Below are 14,954 nucleotides of genomic sequence, written 5' to 3'. Positions count from 1 at the left end.
GCTGCCGGTTCATTCCCAAGTTTCGAAAAGGCGGAAGCTCGGCTTCCGCCTTTGTTTGCTGACAGGCTTGTTCTTCATTCGTGGTTCCCCCAGCGCTCCTCGTTCCTGTCACAGGAATCCAGCGCGCCCGCATCCTTGGGCGCGGGAGACTCTCTTCAATGTCGCATAGGTTCATTCACCGCGCAGAGGCGCGGTGGCTAGATTTCTGTGACGGGCACAGGAATTGTGAGGAGAGGCGCGGCGGAGCCGGCATATCAAAGTAGACAATGGTTCGTTGCCGGCTTCCCAATACTTCAGCGTTTCCTGTCGTCCAACACTCGTCAGAGGAGTTGCGAACCTAAACCCCGCTATTTCTCGCCCCTCGCCATATCCATAAATTCAACCTGCCCGCGAACACCGAACGCCACCGAGAGAGCAATCGGTTCTGCCGAAAGCGGTTTCTTTATCTCGCACCCAATAAAGAAGCTGACGTTTGGAATTGGATCGATTTCTGACTCTTCGATTCTGAAGCAAGTCGCAAAACGCAATCGGTCGACTTCTCCGGATTCCGTAAGGTATTTTTTTAATATATCCATCGTCTGCTCTTCCGGGCTCTTATGTGCTGGAGAGTTTCTCCATAAATATAGATAAGCAGTATAAAAAATATAGATGACACTAATATTCCGAAAAGTAGAGTCTTACCAAGTGGAAACTTCATTGTATGCCTGTGGATTTGACTGATTTACGATAGCGTGCATTTTCTCAGGGTTCTGATTTAATCCTCAAGTCACTTGCTCAGAGCGACCAACATTATGAATATCAACCATTCCCTGCGAAAGCTGCCAGTTGGGTAGGGAAAGTCAACCTAGCGCAATTTCCTAGCCCTCGCTTAGCGGGTGATGGCGTTGGCGCTCCGGAGCGCCCGCAAGTCCGCAGGATTTATCAAATCGGGCTATGCTTTGTTGCAGCCGATCGATTTGCATGAGGTTTGACATGAATGGCGAAACGGCATGGGCACTCTATGAAAGCCGTCTGAGACGGGTTTCTGCCTATATTCACGACCACCTCGACGAGGAGCTGGATATGGAGCGCCTGGCTGAGATCGCCTGCCTGTCGAGCTATCACTGGCACAGGATCTACCGGGCGATTTATGGCGAGACGCTGGCGGCCACCGTCAAGCGGCTGAGGCTGCATCGCGCGGCGGGCGAGATCGTCGGCACGGAGCTTGCCGTCAGTGAGATTGCGAAACGATCAGGCTATCCCAATCTCCAATCCTTCAATCGCATTTTCAAGTCGGTCTACGGCATGCCGCCGGCCCGCTATCGAAAAGAGGGAAGCCACACAGCCTTTAAACCCTCACCTAACGGAAAGATCCAAATCATGTTCGACGTTACCATACGTGAGATCGCACCAACCGAGCTGATCGGCGTCGCCCATACCGGCTCTTATATGCAGATCGGCAAAGCCTTCGAGACATTGTTCGGCACACTTTACGCCCGCGGCCTCGCCAGGCCCGACATGAGGATAATCGGTGTCTATCTCGACGATCCCGATATCGTGCCGGCCGAACAGTTGCGCTCGATCGCCTGTGTAACCGGCTCCGCCGACGTTCCGGCCGAAGCGCCGTTCGAGAGACGCAGGATCGACGGCGGCACCTATGCCGTGCTGCGTCACAAAGGTCCCTATGCCGACATGCACAAGGCCTATCAGTGGCTTTATGCGGAATGGCTGCCCAAATCAGGACGGCAGTTGAAGGACAGCGTTATGTTCGAGGAATATCTCAACAACCCACGCGACGTGCCGCCAACCGAGCTGCTGACAGAAATCCACATGCCGCTTGCCTGAGCTCGCGCGAGGACGCGGCGGAGTTGCCGCGTCGTCGATCGTGCCTGAACGCTCAGGCGGCCTGCATCGTCTTGCCGGCCTCGTCGTCCAGTGCATTGGCGCGCTTATAGGCGTCACGCTCGCTGACGCGGCCGAAGTAATCGACGAACGCCTGGCGTTTTTCGATGGAACCGAAGCCGAGGCCCCAGCCGATATGCGCGCCGACATAGACGTCGGCGGCGGTGAAGCGCTCGCCGGTAACATAAGTCGAGCCGGAAACGGCCATTTCGAGCGTGTTCATGACGTCGCCGAAACCGCCGCAGCCGGCCATGCGCAGGCGCTCCGTCGGAATTTCGAAACCGAGCGCCTTCATCGTCACCGCCGATTCCAGTGGACCGGCAGCAAAGAACATCCAGCGGTAATAGCTGGCGCGCTCCTCCGGTCTTGGGGCCAGCCCCTTTTCCGGGAAGGTCTCGGCGAGGTAGGCGCAGATTGCCGCGCATTCGGTGACCACGGTGTTGCCGTGGCGGATTGCCGGCACCTTGCCCATCGGATTGACACGGAGATATTCCGGCGCCTTCATGCTTTCACCGAAGGTCAGGAGTTCGGTGCGGTAGGGCTGGCCGATCTCCTCCAGCATCCAGCGCGCGATGCGGCCGCGCGACATCGGGTTTGTGTAGAATACCAGTTCTTCGGCCATGACATTCCTCCTCCTGTTGTCGTGCTGGTCAGGCATTGCCGTCGCCCGGAATCAATAGCGCGGTGGGGTCTTTGTGCAAGTCCGATCGTCAGAGAGCTTTGCGATACTGGATGAAGCCTGAGCGTTCTGCGATCCGGTCGTACAGCCGCCGCGCCGTTGCATTCGTTTCGTGCGTCATCCAGTAGAGCCGGCCTGCGCCGTTTGCGCGCGCAAGAGCGGCGACCGCATCGATCAGTACGGCACCGGTGCCGAGGCAGCGCTGGCTATCGGCGACATAGAGATCCTGCAGATAGCAGGTCCATTGCGGCAGCCAGCAGGAGCGGTGAAAAATCGCATGCACGATGCCGACGAGGCGGCCGTCTTCATCAAAGGCGCCGAGCGCGTGCATCGGTTCGTCAGGATCATGGAAGCGGGCCCAGGTGAGATCCGTGGTTTCGGCAGGGATGAACACCTCGTAGAAGCGCTGATACGCCTTCCATAGTGGCTCCCAAGCGGTACGATCAGAGGGGTCGAGCGGGCGCACGGACGCCGTCATCTGCGGTTCTCCCAAAATGAAAACGGCGGGGAAATCCCCGCCGTTTCAATGCTATCCCGAAACGGCTGGCTTACGCCATCGCCTTCTGCAGGTTCTGGTCGATCTTGTCGAGGAAAGCGGTGGTCGAGAGCCACGGCTGATCGGGGCCGATTAGAAGCGCCAGGTCCTTGGTCATGAAGCCGGATTCGACGGTGTCGACGCAGACCTTTTCCAGCGTCGAGGCGAACTTGGCGAGTTCGGCATTGTCGTCGAGCTTGGCGCGGTGAGCGAGGCCGCGGGTCCAGGCGAAGATCGATGCGATCGAGTTCGTCGAGGTTTCCTGGCCCTTCTGATGCTGGCGGTAGTGGCGGGTAACCGTGCCGTGGGCGGCTTCGGCTTCGACCGTCTTACCATCAGGCGTCAGCAGAACCGAGGTCATCAGGCCGAGCGAGCCGAAACCTTGGGCGACGGTATCGGACTGGACGTCGCCGTCGTAGTTCTTGCAGGCCCAGACGTACCCGCCGGACCACTTCAGGGCCGAGGCGACCATGTCGTCGATCAGACGGTGTTCGTAGGTGATGCCGGCTTCCTTGAACTGATCCTTGAATTCGGTCTCGTAGACTTCCTCGAAGATGTCCTTGAAGCGGCCGTCATAGGCCTTGAGGATGGTGTTCTTGGTCGACAGGTAGACCGGCCACTTGCGCATCAGTCCGTACATCATCGAGGCGCGGGCGAATTCGCGGATCGATTCATCGAGATTGTACATGGCCATGGCAACGCCGGCGCCCGGCGCGTTGAAGACTTCCTTCTCGATGACGGTGCCGTCTTCACCGACGAACTTGATCGTCAGCTTGCCCTTGCCGGGGAACTTGAAGTCGGTGGCGCGGTACTGGTCGCCGAAAGCGTGACGGCCGACGACGATCGGCTGCGTCCAGCCCGGGACAAGGCGCGGCACGTTGCGGCAAATGATCGGCTCGCGGAAGATGACGCCGCCGAGGATGTTGCGGATCGTGCCGTTCGGGCTCTTCCACATTTCCTTGAGGTTGAATTCCTTGACGCGGGCTTCATCCGGCGTGATCGTCGCGCACTTGATGCCGACGCCGTACTTCTTGATGGCGTTGGCGGCGTCGACCGTGACCTGGTCGTTGGTGGCGTCACGGTTTTCGACCGAGAGGTCGTAATAATCGATGTCGAGGTCGAGATACGGATGGATCAGCTTATCCTTGATGAGCTGCCAGATGATGCGCGTCATTTCATCGCCGTCGAGATCGGCGACGGGATTGGCGACCTTGATCTTCTTCATGTATCTGCCTCGTTAAGCTTGGAAGGGGATATTGTCCCGGCTGGGTGATGTAATCCGGAGCGCTATAGCATTGTGAGCCGGGAACGCAAAGCTGCAACGGGCAGGGACATCACGTTTTTGCCGCCATTGCCAAGTGGCGGAAATTGGCTAACCTCCGCGGCATAAGCCCGCCCGAGTCCCGGACATTTTGCCATGAAGAAGATCGCCGTTCTGTTCGCCGGCCTTATTGCCGCCGTGTCTGTCGCACCTGGGCTTTTGCTTGCAGCCGATGCGACCGAGCCGGTCAAGGAAATCATGAAGGACACGCAGACGAACTGGGCGAGCGACGTCAGTGACTGGATCGATATTTTCGAGGAAAGCGTACTCGGCCGGCTCTACAGCAAGGACTTCGGCGACAAATACAAAGTAGCCGCCCAGAACCCGGCGGCCGACGAGGATGGCATTTCGCCCTTCGACTATGACGTGATCGTCAACGGCCAGGATGCCTGTCCGCTGCAGGACCTTTCCATCGAAAGCGGCCAGCCGGCAAACGGCACGACAGAGGTGACCGTGAAATTCAAGGCGGCGACCTGCATGGAAGGCGCCCCCAACAAGGATGACGTCACGACTGTGCGTTTCGAGGTGATTGAGGAGAACGGCAAATCCGTCATCGACGACATCATGGTTCAGGGTGAAGAGGGGCAGGGGCCGACCTCGCTCAAGGAAACCATGGTGCTGATCGCCAAGGGCCAGTAAGCGGGCGACATCCGATCGCATCGGGGGGCGCGTCAGCGGTTTGATTTCCGCTCCCGCGGCGGTATCTATCGATGCTTCATGGCATGAGGGGCTCATGCATTTGTTTTCCCGCTTTCAGTTCCGCGACTGGCTGCTTGCCAATGATCCGGCGCTTTCGCGCCTGCGCATGGCCTCGCGGGTGACGCTGACCATCGTCCTCGTATTCCTGATCCTGCTTGCCATAGAGGCTTTCATCTTGCCGCTGCCGACGGCGGCCTTCGGCCTCGGCATCGTACTGTCGATCGAAGGTGGGGTGGCGGTGCGCGACAAGGGTAATGCGCGCCAGCTGGTGACGCGGCTGTTCGGCTGTGCCGTAAGCCTTGTTGTCGTCGCCATTGCCGCAGGGCTCGAGGATCAGCGCGTTCTCTCCGATCTCGTTTTTCTCGTCATCATCCTGCTCGCATCGGCAGGCCGGGTGTTCGGGCCGCGCGGCTTTGCGATCGGAATGTTCGCCTTCACCTCCTATTTCATGGGGGCCTATTTCCAGCCGCCGCTTGCCGAACTGCCTGAGGTGGCGATCGGGCCGGTCGTTTCCGTGCTTGTCGGCCATGTGGTGAGGGCGGTGCTTCTACCTGATGACTGGCAGCGCGATCTGCTGCGCTCGCTCGAAAGTGTCAGCGGGCGGATCAATCAGATCCTCTTCAAGCTCGCTGCCCTTGCCGCCAGCGGCGACATCGGCGATGCCGACCGGCAGGAACTGCGCCAGCTGGAAGACCGGCTGAAGGAAGTGGTGCTGATGGCCGAGACCTTCATTCCGCGCCCATCAGCGGGCGTCTTCGACGGCGCTTCCAATCCCGCTGCAGAGCTGGCGATCCGGCTCTTCGATGCGCATCTTGCCGCCGAAAGCGCTATCGTGCTGAGCTTCCAGAGCCCGCCACCCTTTGCACTCGTTCACGCGGTGATCGAGGGCGATGCGGCAGAACTCGAAAGATATGAGGGAACGACCGAGGCCATCAAGGATCAGCCGCAGGGCGAAACCATACGGGCTTTGCTCTGGCTGGGCGAAGCGCGGCGGCAACTGACCGAGGCGATCAACACGGGACGGGCTTCCGGTTTCTCCGGCATTGATGCGGCCAAGGAAACAGCGCAAGCTCAGGCGATCGATTTTTCGCTGGCCAATCCGCTGCTGCGGTCAGCGCTGCAGATCACGCTCGCCTCGGCGATCGCCATGGGCTTCGGTCTGCTCTTGTCGCGCGAGCGCTGGTTTTGGGCGGTGCTTGCCTCTTTCCTTGTCTTTACCAACACCAATTCGCGCGGCGACACAGCCATGAAAGCTTTATCGCGTTCGCTCGGCACGGTGTTCGGCATCGCCATGGGCCTCGTCCTGGCGACCTTGATTTCGGGCGAGCCTGATATCGCTATCCCGGTTATGGCCATCTGCATCTTTCTCGCTTTCTACTTTCTGCAGGTTTCGTACGCGACGATGACCTTCTTCATTTCGATCGTGCTCTGTCTGGTCTACGGCATGACCGGCGTATTGACGCTTGATCTGCTCAAACTGCGCATCGGGGAGACCGTGATCGGCGCGGCGGCCGGAACGGCAGTTGCTTTCGTCGTTTTCCCGGCGCGCACCCGCGGCGCGCTCGATGCTGCGCTCGCCCGTTGGTTCCAGGCGCTGCGCGAGCTACTGGGCGCAATCGGCGAGGGCAAGGGCGGTTTCGAGTTGATCGCATTATCGCAGAAGATCGATGCCTGCTACCGCGACGTGACGGTGGCGGCCCGCCCGCTTGGCTCCTCCTGGTCGGTGGTGACGCGACCCGGCCAGATCCGCCGGACATTGGCGATCTTCCTTTCCTGCACCTATTGGGCGCGCGTCCTGGCGAGGAGCTACGAAGCACCGCCTGCGGGCAGTGATCAGAAGAGGCTGATCGCAGCGGATGTGGCACTGATCGATGACGCGGCGCCGCGCGGTGCGAGCTGTTTCTTTATCGAACGTAAGGCGTCGCGGGCGACGGGAAGGCATTTGCCAGTGTCGCGAGAGGGCGCCCGGGTGGGGCTCGAGATGATCGGTTCGGCGCTGGAAAGGCTCTATCCGCAGGCCGACACCTTGCCGTTTGCGTCGGGTGAGGCTATTGCGCGCTCGAAACAGGGATAAGACCATGGCAGGCACGAACAGCGAGCGTCAACTTCTGGCCGAAGGGCCGGCCATCATTCTGGTCGAGCCGCAGATGGGCGAGAATATCGGTATGGTGGCGCGCGCCATGGCGAATTTCGGCCTGGCCGAACTGCGTCTCGTCAATCCGCGCGACGGTTGGCCGAACGAGAAAGCGCAGGCGACGGCCTCCAAGGCGGACCACGTGATCGAGGGCACCAAAGTCTATGACACGTTGGAGCAGGCAATTGCCGATCTCAATTTCGTTTACGCCACGACGGCGCGCAGCCGCGACAACTATAAGCCGGTGCGCTCCCCGGTCTTTGCCGCGCAAACGCTGCGCACAAGGTTCCGGGCGGGCGAGGCAACGGGCATTCTCTTCGGCCGCGAGCGTTGGGGGCTGACCAATGAGGAAGTGGCGCTGGCGGACGAGATCGTGACCTTTCCGGTCAATCCCGCCTTCGCCTCGCTGAATATTGCTCAGGCCGTGCTTCTGATGTCCTATGAATGGATGAAGTCCGGCATGGAAGATCTGGAAGCGGTGCCGTTCCAGGCGCTCGAGCAGCGGCCTTCCACCAAGGAGCAGCTCTTCGGCCTGTTCGATCAGCTGGAAGAAGCGCTCGATTCGCGCAACTATTTCCATCCGCCCTCGAAAAAGCCGAAAATGGTGGACAACCTTCGCGCTGTTCTCTCCCGCCGGGCCTTCACGGAACAGGAAATCAGCGTGCTGCGCGGCGTCATCTCCTCCCTCGATCGCTTTTCGCGAAACAGTCCGCGCAAAGGCGGTTTCACCAGATCCGGCAAGGAAGCGGCAACCGATGACAGCGCCGACCAATGAGCTGAAACCCGTCCTCGTCTTCGATTCAGGCATAGGCGGGCTGACCGTGCTGCGCGAGGCGCGCGTGCTGATGCCGGAGCGCGGCTTCGTCTATGTCGCCGACGATGCCGGATTCCCTTATGGTGGTTGGGAAGAGCAGGCGCTGACGGAGCGCATCATCGGGCTCTTCGGCAAGCTGCTTCAGGATTACGATCCCGAAGTCTGCATCATCGCCTGCAACACCGCCTTCACGCTTGTCGGCGCCGACCTGCGCGCGGCCTTTCCCCAAATGACCTTCGTCGGCACCGTGCCGGCGATCAAGCCGGCGGCGGAGCGCACGCGTTCGGGCCTGGTCTCGGTGCTGGCGACGCCGGGTACCGTGAAACGTGCCTATACGCGCGATCTCATCCAGTCCTTTGCACAGCAATGCCACGTACGGCTTGTCGGCTCGGAAAACCTTGCGCGCATGGCCGAAGCCTATATTCGTGGCGAAGCGGTCTCCGACGAGGCCGTGCTTGCGGAGATCGACCAGTGCTTCGTCGAGAAAGAGGGGCACAAGACCGATATCGTGGTGCTTGCCTGCACGCACTATCCGTTCATGGCCAATCTCTTCCGCCGTCTTGCGCCCTGGCCGGTCGACTGGCTCGATCCGGCCGAGGCAATCGCGCGGCGCGCCCGCACGCTGGTGCCGCTGGTTGCCGATGCTGTGCATCCGAATAATTTCGACTTTGCAGTCTTCACATCAGGCAATCCCGATTTTGCCACGCGACGATTGATGCAGGGATTCGGCTTGAGAGCGTAAGCGGAATTGTCCTGTGGGTTGGCGAAATCCGGTCCTGAAAAACTGCAAATTCTTTGATAGACGGGGCTTTGCCGTTTCGGAAGAATGGCGCTTCATTCATGTGAGTCTCTTCGCCGCGAGGATCAGCATTGCAGGTTGGCATCGATATGGGATTGGCGTCCGGCGCTCCGGCGACGCTCGATATCGAGGAGCTGCTGGCGACGCGCCTGCTCGTGCAGGGCAATTCCGGGTCGGGCAAGTCGCATCTCTTGCGCCGCCTGCTCGAGCAGTCTGCACAATGGGTGCAACAGGTCATCATCGATCCCGAGGGTGATTTCGTCACCCTTAGCGACAGGTTCGGTCATGTCGTCGTCGACGGCGAGCGCACCGAGGCGGAATTGGCGGGCATCGCCAACCGTATCCGCCAGCATCGCGTCTCCTGCGTGCTGACGCTCGAAGGCCTCGATATCGAGCAGCAGATGCGCGCCGCCGCCGCTTTCCTCAACGGCATGTTCGATGCCGATCGCGAATATTGGTATCCGGTCCTCGTCGTCGTCGACGAGGCGCAGATGTTTGCGCCCTCCGTCGGCGGAGACGTCTCAGAAGATGCACGCAAAATGTCCCTGGGAGCGATGACCAACCTGATGTGCCGCGGCCGCAAGCGCGGGCTTGCCGGGGTGATCGCAACGCAGCGGCTCGCCAAGCTCGCCAAGAACGTCGCGGCCGAAGCCTCGAACTTCCTGATGGGCCGCACCTTCCTCGATATCGATATGGCGCGCGCCGCCGATCTGCTCGGCATGGACCGGCGCCAGGCGGAGATGTTCCGCGATCTCAAGCGCGGCAATTTTGTTGCCCTTGGGCCGGCATTGTCGCGCCGGCCGCTGCCGATCCAGATCGGTGCGGTGGAGACCTCGGCGCGCTCCTCCAGCCCGAAGCTGATGCCGTTGCCGGATGCGCCGCAGGACGTCGAGGACCTGATCTTCACGCCCGACCCGGAAGAGTTCCAGCGCCCGCTCGTGCGCCGCGCGCCGCCGGTGCCGCGACCGACGACCGATATCCTGGCCGAACTCTCGCGCTCGACGCCGGTGGCATCCCCGGCGCCGGTCGAAGCGAGGGCGAGCCAGGCGGAGATCTCGCCCGAGGAGCGGGAGGAGCGCCTTGCCGGCGTGCTCGCCGAAATACTCGACGATCCCGCATCCGCCTTCCGCACCGATTCCGTGCTTTACCAGGATTTCCTTGTCCGGCTGCGCATGCGCCGCGTGCCGGGGCCGCCGATCGCGCTGCCGGATTTCCGCCGGCGCGTGGCGATCTCGCGCTCCGGCGTCGATGCGGCAACAGCGGCGAGCGATGAGTGGGCGACGGCGCTGTTGCTGTCGGCAGACGTCACCGATGACCTGCAGGGCGTCTTCCTGATGCTCGCCAAGGCGGCCGTCCGCGGCGAAGCGTGCCCGTCCGACGCGCGCATCGCCCGCGCCTACGGCACGCATTCGGCGCGGCGCGCCCGACGGCTGCTCGGTTATTTCGAGGAACAGGGCATCGTCGTCGTGCATACGGATTTCTCCGGCAAGCGCATCGTGGCGTTCCCCGACATGAATTGTCAGACGGCGCCTGGCGACGCAAACGCGCCGGATACGGGCGATCAGCCTTTGGCGGCGGAATAGCGGCGTTTCTGGCTTTGGCGCAGTTGACATTTTCATGACGGGCCTCTAAAGACCGCGCCAAGCACCGGGCAGCAATGTCCGGTGTTTCATTTGACATGTCCCGTGGATCGTTTCTGTTCGCGTAACCGAAACATCCTGTCAGGTCTCGGCAGAGGTCAGAGGAGGGCGTGTTTCCTTCGCGCGGTTTGGAAACAAGCCGCCATAAACCTTTGAAAGGAAATACGATGAGCAAGCGCGAATCGTCCAAGTACAAAATTGACCGCCGTATGGGCGAAAACATCTGGGGTCGTCCGAAGTCCCCGGTGAACCGCCGCGAATACGGCCCGGGCCAGCACGGCCAGCGCCGCAAGGGCAAGCTTTCGGACTTCGGTGTGCAGCTGCGCGCCAAGCAGAAGCTCAAGGGTTACTACGGTGACCTGCGCGAGAAGCAGTTCCGCGCCATCTTCGCAGAAGCTGCCCGCCGCAAGGGCGACACCTCGGAAAACCTGATCGGTCTGCTGGAATCCCGCCTCGACGCGATCGTCTATCGCGCCAAGTTCGTTCCGACGGTCTTTGCTGCCCGTCAGTTCGTCAACCATGGCCACGTGACCGTCAACGGCGTGCGCGTCAACATCGGTTCCTACCGTTGCAAGGCCGGCGACGTCATCGAAGTTCGCGAAAAGTCGAAGCAGCTGGTGACCGTTCTGGAAGCCGTCAGCCTCGCCGAACGTGACGTGCCCGACTATATCGAAGTTGATCACAACAAGATGGTCGCCACCTACGGCCGCGTTCCGACCCTCAGCGACGTTCCGTTCCCGGTCGTCATGGAACCGCATCTCGTCGTCGAATTCTATTCGCGTTAAGAAAACCCAGGCGTTTTCGCATATGGAAAAGCCGCTCTTTCGGGCGGCTTTTTTGTTATCCGGAGAGAAGCGATGGCGGATTTGCAGGCGACCCTCGATAGCATCTACAGCGATATCCTGCCGCGTATCGGCGAGGGCAAGGTCGCCGACTATATTCCCGAGCTTGCCAAGGTGGACCCGCGGCAGTTCGGCATGGCGATCGTCACCGTCGACGGCCAGGTCTTTCGTGTCGGCGATGCCGATATCGCCTTTTCGATCCAGAGCATATCCAAGGTCTTCACGCTGACCTTGGCGCTCGGCAAGGTCGGTGAGGGACTGTGGAAGCGCGTCGGGCGCGAGCCATCGGGATCGGCCTTCAATTCGATAGTGCAACTCGAACACGAGAGCGGCATTCCCCGCAATCCCTTCATCAATGCCGGGGCGATCGCCGTCACAGACGTCGTCATGGCGGGCCATGCGCCGCGCGAGGCGATCGGGGAGCTGCTGCGTTTCGTGCGGTATCTCGCCGACGACGAGTCGATCACCATTGACGACAAGGTAGCGCGTTCCGAGACGCAGACGGGATATCGCAATGTTGCGCTTGCCAATTTCATGCGCGCCTATCGCAATCTCGACCATCCCGTCGATCACGTGCTCGGCGTCTATTTCCATCAATGCGCGCTCGCAATGAGCTGCGAGCAGCTGGCCCGGGCCGGGTTATTCCTGGCGGCGCGCGGCAGCAATCCGATGACCGGTCATTCCGTGGTCTCGCCGAAGCGGGCGCGGCGCATCAATGCGCTGATGTTGACCTGCGGCCATTATGACGGTTCGGGCGACTTTGCCTATCATGTCGGCCTGCCCGGCAAGAGCGGCGTCGGCGGCGGCATTTTTGCGGTAGCGCCCGGCATCGCCTCGATCGCGGTGTGGTCGCCGGGGCTGAACAAGGTCGGCAATTCGCAGCTCGGCGCCGTGGCGCTTGAGATGCTTGCGGCCCGCACCGGCTGGTCGGTTTTCGGCGATTGAGGCTGTGTTGCCGGATGACTTTCTGCTAAGGCAGGCAGACCTTCGATAGGACGGAGCAATGAATATCGCAGCCAACATCGCTGATGATCCGGAAACTAGCGAAATCGACGACGGCGCAGGCCCCGCACTCTTTGCCGATGCGCCACGTTCGGTCTCCTTTAACAAGCTGCGCAAGCGCCTGCTCAGGCAAGTACGTCAGGCTTTCGATGACTTCGACATGCTGAAGGGGCAGAATCGCTGGCTTGTCGGCCTTTCCGGCGGCAAGGATTCCTACGGTCTCTTGGCGCTGCTGCTTGATCTGAAATGGCGTGGGCTGCTGCCCGTCGAGCTCGTCGCCTGCAATCTCGACCAGGGACAGCCGAACTTTCCAAAGCATGTGCTGCCGGATTATCTGACGAAGATCGGCGTCCGGCATCGGATCGAATATCGCGACACCTATTCGATCGTGAAGGAGAAGGTGCCCGAAGGCGCCACCTATTGCTCGCTCTGTTCGCGGCTGCGGCGCGGCAATCTCTACCGCATCGCGCGGGAGGAGGGCTGCGACGCACTGGTGCTCGGCCATCACCGTGAGGACATTCTCGAAACCTTCTTCATGAATTTCTTCCACGGCGGACGGCTTGCCTCGATGCCGGCAAAGCTTCTGAACGACGAGGGCGACCTAATGGTGCTTCGGCCGCTCGCCTATGCCGCCGAGGACGATCTTGCCAGGTTTGCCGTCGCCATGCAGTTCCCGATCATCCCCTGCGATCTCTGCGGCTCCCAGGACGGGCTGCAGCGCAATGCGATGAAGGACATGCTCGCCGATATCGAACGGCGCATGCCTGGACGCAAGGACACAATGCTGCGAGCGCTTTCGCACGTGAACCCGTCGCATCTGCTCGATCCGAAACTCTTCGACTTTTCCAGCCTTGGTGTCACCGATCCTTCATGAAAGGCCGGCTAAGCAGGCTGGCTCTTTGCATGAAGGACAGCAATTCGCATGACCATTTCAGATCAGGATATTCTCTTTCTCGGCGAATGCGTAAAGGAGGCGGCGCGTGCGGAAATCATGCCGCGTTTTCGCAACCTCGGCGACACGGATGTTTCGGAAAAAACCTCGGCAACCGATCTGGTGACGCAGGCGGATCTGCTTGCCGAACACCGGATCACCGCGGCCCTGAAAGAGCGCTTTCCCTCGGCACTCGTGGTCGGCGAGGAAGCCTATGACGCCGACAAGTCGGTGGTGCCGGCGCTTGCCGATGCCGAGCTTGCCTTCGTCATCGATCCTGTCGACGGCACGTTCAATTTCGCCGCCGGACTTCCCGTTTTCGGAACGATGCTTGCGGTTACCGTCAGCGGCGAAACCGTTGCCGGCATCATTCACGATCCCGCTCTCGGCGACACGGTGACGGCGATCAAGGGGGCGGGCGCCTTTCTCATGCGCCGGGATGGACAATCGAGCAGGCTGAGGGTGGCTGAGCCTGCCGCCTTGAACCAGATGGTCGGCGGCATGTCATGGGGCCATATGGAAGAGCCCGATCGCTCGCGCATCTGCGCCAACATGGCAAAGGCGCGGATGACCTTCGCTTTCAACTGCTCGGCCTATGAATATTGGATGGTCGCATCCGGCAAGATGCATTTCATTGGTCATGCGAAGCTGATGCCCTGGGATCACCTGGCCGGCGTGCTCGCGCACCAGGAGGCGGGCGGCCACACGGCGAAATTCGATGGCACACCCTATCGTCCGGGCGAGACGACCGGCGGCATCATTTCTGCGCCTGATAGGGAAAGCTGGCAGCTGATCCGGCGCGAGATTGTCGGCATCTGATATAAGGCCTCGGCCGAAGTGAGAGGATTTGATATGACAACAAGCGTTGACGTGACCGTTCTTGCCGATCTCTTGCGCCGCGCGGCAAAGGCCGAGATCCTGCCGCGCTTCCGCCGGCTCGGCCGGGATGAAGTGCGCGCCAAGAGCGAGGCGACCGATCTTGTCACCGAGGCCGACGAGCAGGCCGAGCGGATGATCAAGGCGGAAGCGCAACAGCTCTGGCCGGACGCGCTGTTTCTCGGGGAAGAGTCGGTCGCGGCCGACCCGACGCTGCTTGGCAGGCTTGCCGATGCCGATCTCGCGATCGTAGTCGATCCGGTCGACGGAACGTTCAACTTCGCCGCCGGCATCCCGGCCTTCGGCGTCATGGCCTCGGTCATTTCAGGCGGCGAGACCATTGCCGGCATCATCTACGACCCGATGGGCGACGACTGGGTCATGGCAGAGAAGGGCGGTGGTGCCTGGCTGCGCAGACCGAATGGTGAGGCGCAACGACTGCGCGCAGCCGAGCCTGTCGCGCTCGCCCAGATGGTCGGCATGGCTTCCACCGGCTACCTGCCGGTCGAGAAGCGCGCCGAGGTCCTTGGCAATCTCGCCAAGGTGCGCTTCCTCACCAACTACCGCTGTGCTGCTCACGAATACCGCACTCTTGCGGGCGGGCACGTCCATTACCTGATGTATAACAAGCTGATGCCTTGGGACCATCTTGCCGGCACGCTGATCTCGCAGGAGGCCGGCGCCTATGCGGCCCGCTTCGACGGCTCGCCCTATTTACCGCAGCATCTCGACGGCGGACTGCTGATCGCGCCTGACAAGGCATCGTGGGATACGCTGCGGCGTGAGGTCGTTACCATCTAA

At 61.0% G+C, this 14,954-nt stretch carries 15 protein-coding genes; 11 read left to right on the top strand and 4 right to left on the bottom strand.

Annotation, left to right across the window (positions count from 1 at the left end; genetic code table 11):
* Positions 1–347 precede the first annotated feature (347 nt).
* A complete protein-coding gene (locus tag AMK02_RS11765) occupies positions 348–575 on the bottom strand; it encodes a hypothetical protein (protein WP_064802951.1) in 228 nt (75 codons plus the stop codon).
* 397 nt (positions 576–972) lie between these two features.
* Between AMK02_RS11765 and AMK02_RS11760 the strand changes: the two genes are divergently transcribed.
* Positions 973–1,824, top strand: a complete 852-nt coding sequence (locus AMK02_RS11760; protein WP_064802944.1) for an AraC family transcriptional regulator — start codon at positions 973–975, stop codon at positions 1,822–1,824.
* Between the two features lie 52 nt (positions 1,825–1,876).
* Here AMK02_RS11760 and AMK02_RS11755 read toward each other — a convergent pair whose 3' ends face one another.
* The 3 genes from AMK02_RS11755 to AMK02_RS11745 all read right to left on the bottom strand — a co-directional run bounded on the left by AMK02_RS11755 (position 1,877) and on the right by AMK02_RS11745 (position 4,320).
* On the bottom strand, positions 1,877–2,503 hold the full coding sequence (locus AMK02_RS11755) for a glutathione S-transferase family protein (protein ID WP_064802942.1): 627 nt from the start codon (positions 2,501–2,503) through the stop codon (positions 1,877–1,879).
* Between the two features lie 88 nt (positions 2,504–2,591).
* Entirely contained in the window at positions 2,592–3,038 is a 447-nt protein-coding gene (locus AMK02_RS11750; RefSeq protein WP_064802940.1) for a GNAT family N-acetyltransferase, read from the bottom strand.
* A 70-nt stretch (positions 3,039–3,108) separates the two neighbouring features.
* Positions 3,109–4,320 (bottom strand): NADP-dependent isocitrate dehydrogenase, encoded by a 1,212-nt coding sequence (locus tag AMK02_RS11745; RefSeq protein WP_020921416.1) that lies wholly within the window; start codon positions 4,318–4,320, stop codon positions 3,109–3,111.
* Between the two features lie 192 nt (positions 4,321–4,512).
* On the opposite strand from AMK02_RS11745, the gene AMK02_RS11740 reads away from it, so the two are divergent.
* From AMK02_RS11740 to AMK02_RS11695, 10 genes are all read left to right on the top strand, one after another.
* Positions 4,513–5,055 (top strand): hypothetical protein, encoded by a 543-nt coding sequence (locus AMK02_RS11740; RefSeq protein WP_064802938.1) that lies wholly within the window; start codon positions 4,513–4,515, stop codon positions 5,053–5,055.
* A gap of 94 nt (positions 5,056–5,149) precedes the next feature.
* Positions 5,150–7,189 (top strand): FUSC family protein, encoded by a 2,040-nt coding sequence (locus tag AMK02_RS11735; RefSeq protein WP_064802936.1) that lies wholly within the window; start codon positions 5,150–5,152, stop codon positions 7,187–7,189.
* A 4-nt stretch (positions 7,190–7,193) separates the two neighbouring features.
* Positions 7,194–8,024, top strand: a complete 831-nt coding sequence (locus AMK02_RS11730) for an RNA methyltransferase (RefSeq protein WP_064802935.1) — start codon at positions 7,194–7,196, stop codon at positions 8,022–8,024.
* Entirely contained in the window at positions 8,005–8,805 is an 801-nt protein-coding gene (gene murI, locus AMK02_RS11725) for a glutamate racemase (protein ID WP_064802933.1), read from the top strand. The genes AMK02_RS11730 and murI overlap by 20 nt, the downstream gene beginning before the upstream one ends.
* Positions 8,806–8,933: 128 nt before the next feature.
* Positions 8,934–10,445: an ATP-binding protein gene (locus AMK02_RS11720; protein WP_064802927.1), complete on the top strand. Its 1,512-nt coding sequence runs from the start codon at positions 8,934–8,936 to the stop codon at positions 10,443–10,445.
* Between the two features lie 224 nt (positions 10,446–10,669).
* On the top strand, positions 10,670–11,287 hold the full coding sequence (gene rpsD / locus AMK02_RS11715; protein WP_064685423.1) for a 30S ribosomal protein S4: 618 nt from the start codon (positions 10,670–10,672) through the stop codon (positions 11,285–11,287).
* A gap of 72 nt (positions 11,288–11,359) precedes the next feature.
* A complete protein-coding gene (locus AMK02_RS11710) occupies positions 11,360–12,289 on the top strand; it encodes a glutaminase (protein ID WP_064802925.1) in 930 nt (309 codons plus the stop codon).
* Between the two features lie 58 nt (positions 12,290–12,347).
* Entirely contained in the window at positions 12,348–13,220 is an 873-nt protein-coding gene (gene ttcA, locus AMK02_RS11705) for a tRNA 2-thiocytidine(32) synthetase TtcA (RefSeq protein WP_064802923.1), read from the top strand.
* Positions 13,221–13,268: 48 nt separating this feature from the next.
* A complete protein-coding gene (locus tag AMK02_RS11700) occupies positions 13,269–14,096 on the top strand; it encodes an inositol monophosphatase family protein (RefSeq protein WP_064802921.1) in 828 nt (275 codons plus the stop codon).
* 33 nt (positions 14,097–14,129) lie between these two features.
* On the top strand, positions 14,130–14,954 hold the full coding sequence (locus AMK02_RS11695; RefSeq protein ID WP_064802919.1) for an inositol monophosphatase family protein: 825 nt from the start codon (positions 14,130–14,132) through the stop codon (positions 14,952–14,954).

Origin of the sequence: Rhizobium sp. N731 (assembly GCF_001664145.1) — a bacterium.
GTDB classification, from domain to species: domain Bacteria; phylum Pseudomonadota; class Alphaproteobacteria; order Rhizobiales; family Rhizobiaceae; genus Rhizobium; species Rhizobium esperanzae.
This window is presented reverse-complemented; position numbering and strand designations above follow the sequence as displayed.

Coding starts and splice junctions, on each gene's coding strand:
- AMK02_RS11765 (WP_064802951.1), bottom strand. CDS start 575: ATGGATATATTAAAAAAATACCTTACGGAATCCGGAGAAGTCGACCGA.
- AMK02_RS11760 (WP_064802944.1), top strand. CDS start 973: ATGAATGGCGAAACGGCATGGGCACTCTATGAAAGCCGTCTGAGACGG.
- AMK02_RS11755 (WP_064802942.1), bottom strand. CDS start 2,503: ATGGCCGAAGAACTGGTATTCTACACAAACCCGATGTCGCGCGGCCGC.
- AMK02_RS11750 (WP_064802940.1), bottom strand. CDS start 3,038: ATGACGGCGTCCGTGCGCCCGCTCGACCCCTCTGATCGTACCGCTTGG.
- AMK02_RS11745 (WP_020921416.1), bottom strand. CDS start 4,320: ATGAAGAAGATCAAGGTCGCCAATCCCGTCGCCGATCTCGACGGCGAT.
- AMK02_RS11740 (WP_064802938.1), top strand. CDS start 4,513: ATGAAGAAGATCGCCGTTCTGTTCGCCGGCCTTATTGCCGCCGTGTCT.
- AMK02_RS11735 (WP_064802936.1), top strand. CDS start 5,150: ATGCATTTGTTTTCCCGCTTTCAGTTCCGCGACTGGCTGCTTGCCAAT.
- AMK02_RS11730 (WP_064802935.1), top strand. CDS start 7,194: ATGGCAGGCACGAACAGCGAGCGTCAACTTCTGGCCGAAGGGCCGGCC.
- murI (WP_064802933.1), top strand. CDS start 8,005: ATGACAGCGCCGACCAATGAGCTGAAACCCGTCCTCGTCTTCGATTCA.
- rpsD (WP_064685423.1), top strand. CDS start 10,670: ATGAGCAAGCGCGAATCGTCCAAGTACAAAATTGACCGCCGTATGGGC.
- AMK02_RS11710 (WP_064802925.1), top strand. CDS start 11,360: ATGGCGGATTTGCAGGCGACCCTCGATAGCATCTACAGCGATATCCTG.
- ttcA (WP_064802923.1), top strand. CDS start 12,348: ATGAATATCGCAGCCAACATCGCTGATGATCCGGAAACTAGCGAAATC.
- AMK02_RS11700 (WP_064802921.1), top strand. CDS start 13,269: ATGACCATTTCAGATCAGGATATTCTCTTTCTCGGCGAATGCGTAAAG.
- AMK02_RS11695 (WP_064802919.1), top strand. CDS start 14,130: ATGACAACAAGCGTTGACGTGACCGTTCTTGCCGATCTCTTGCGCCGC.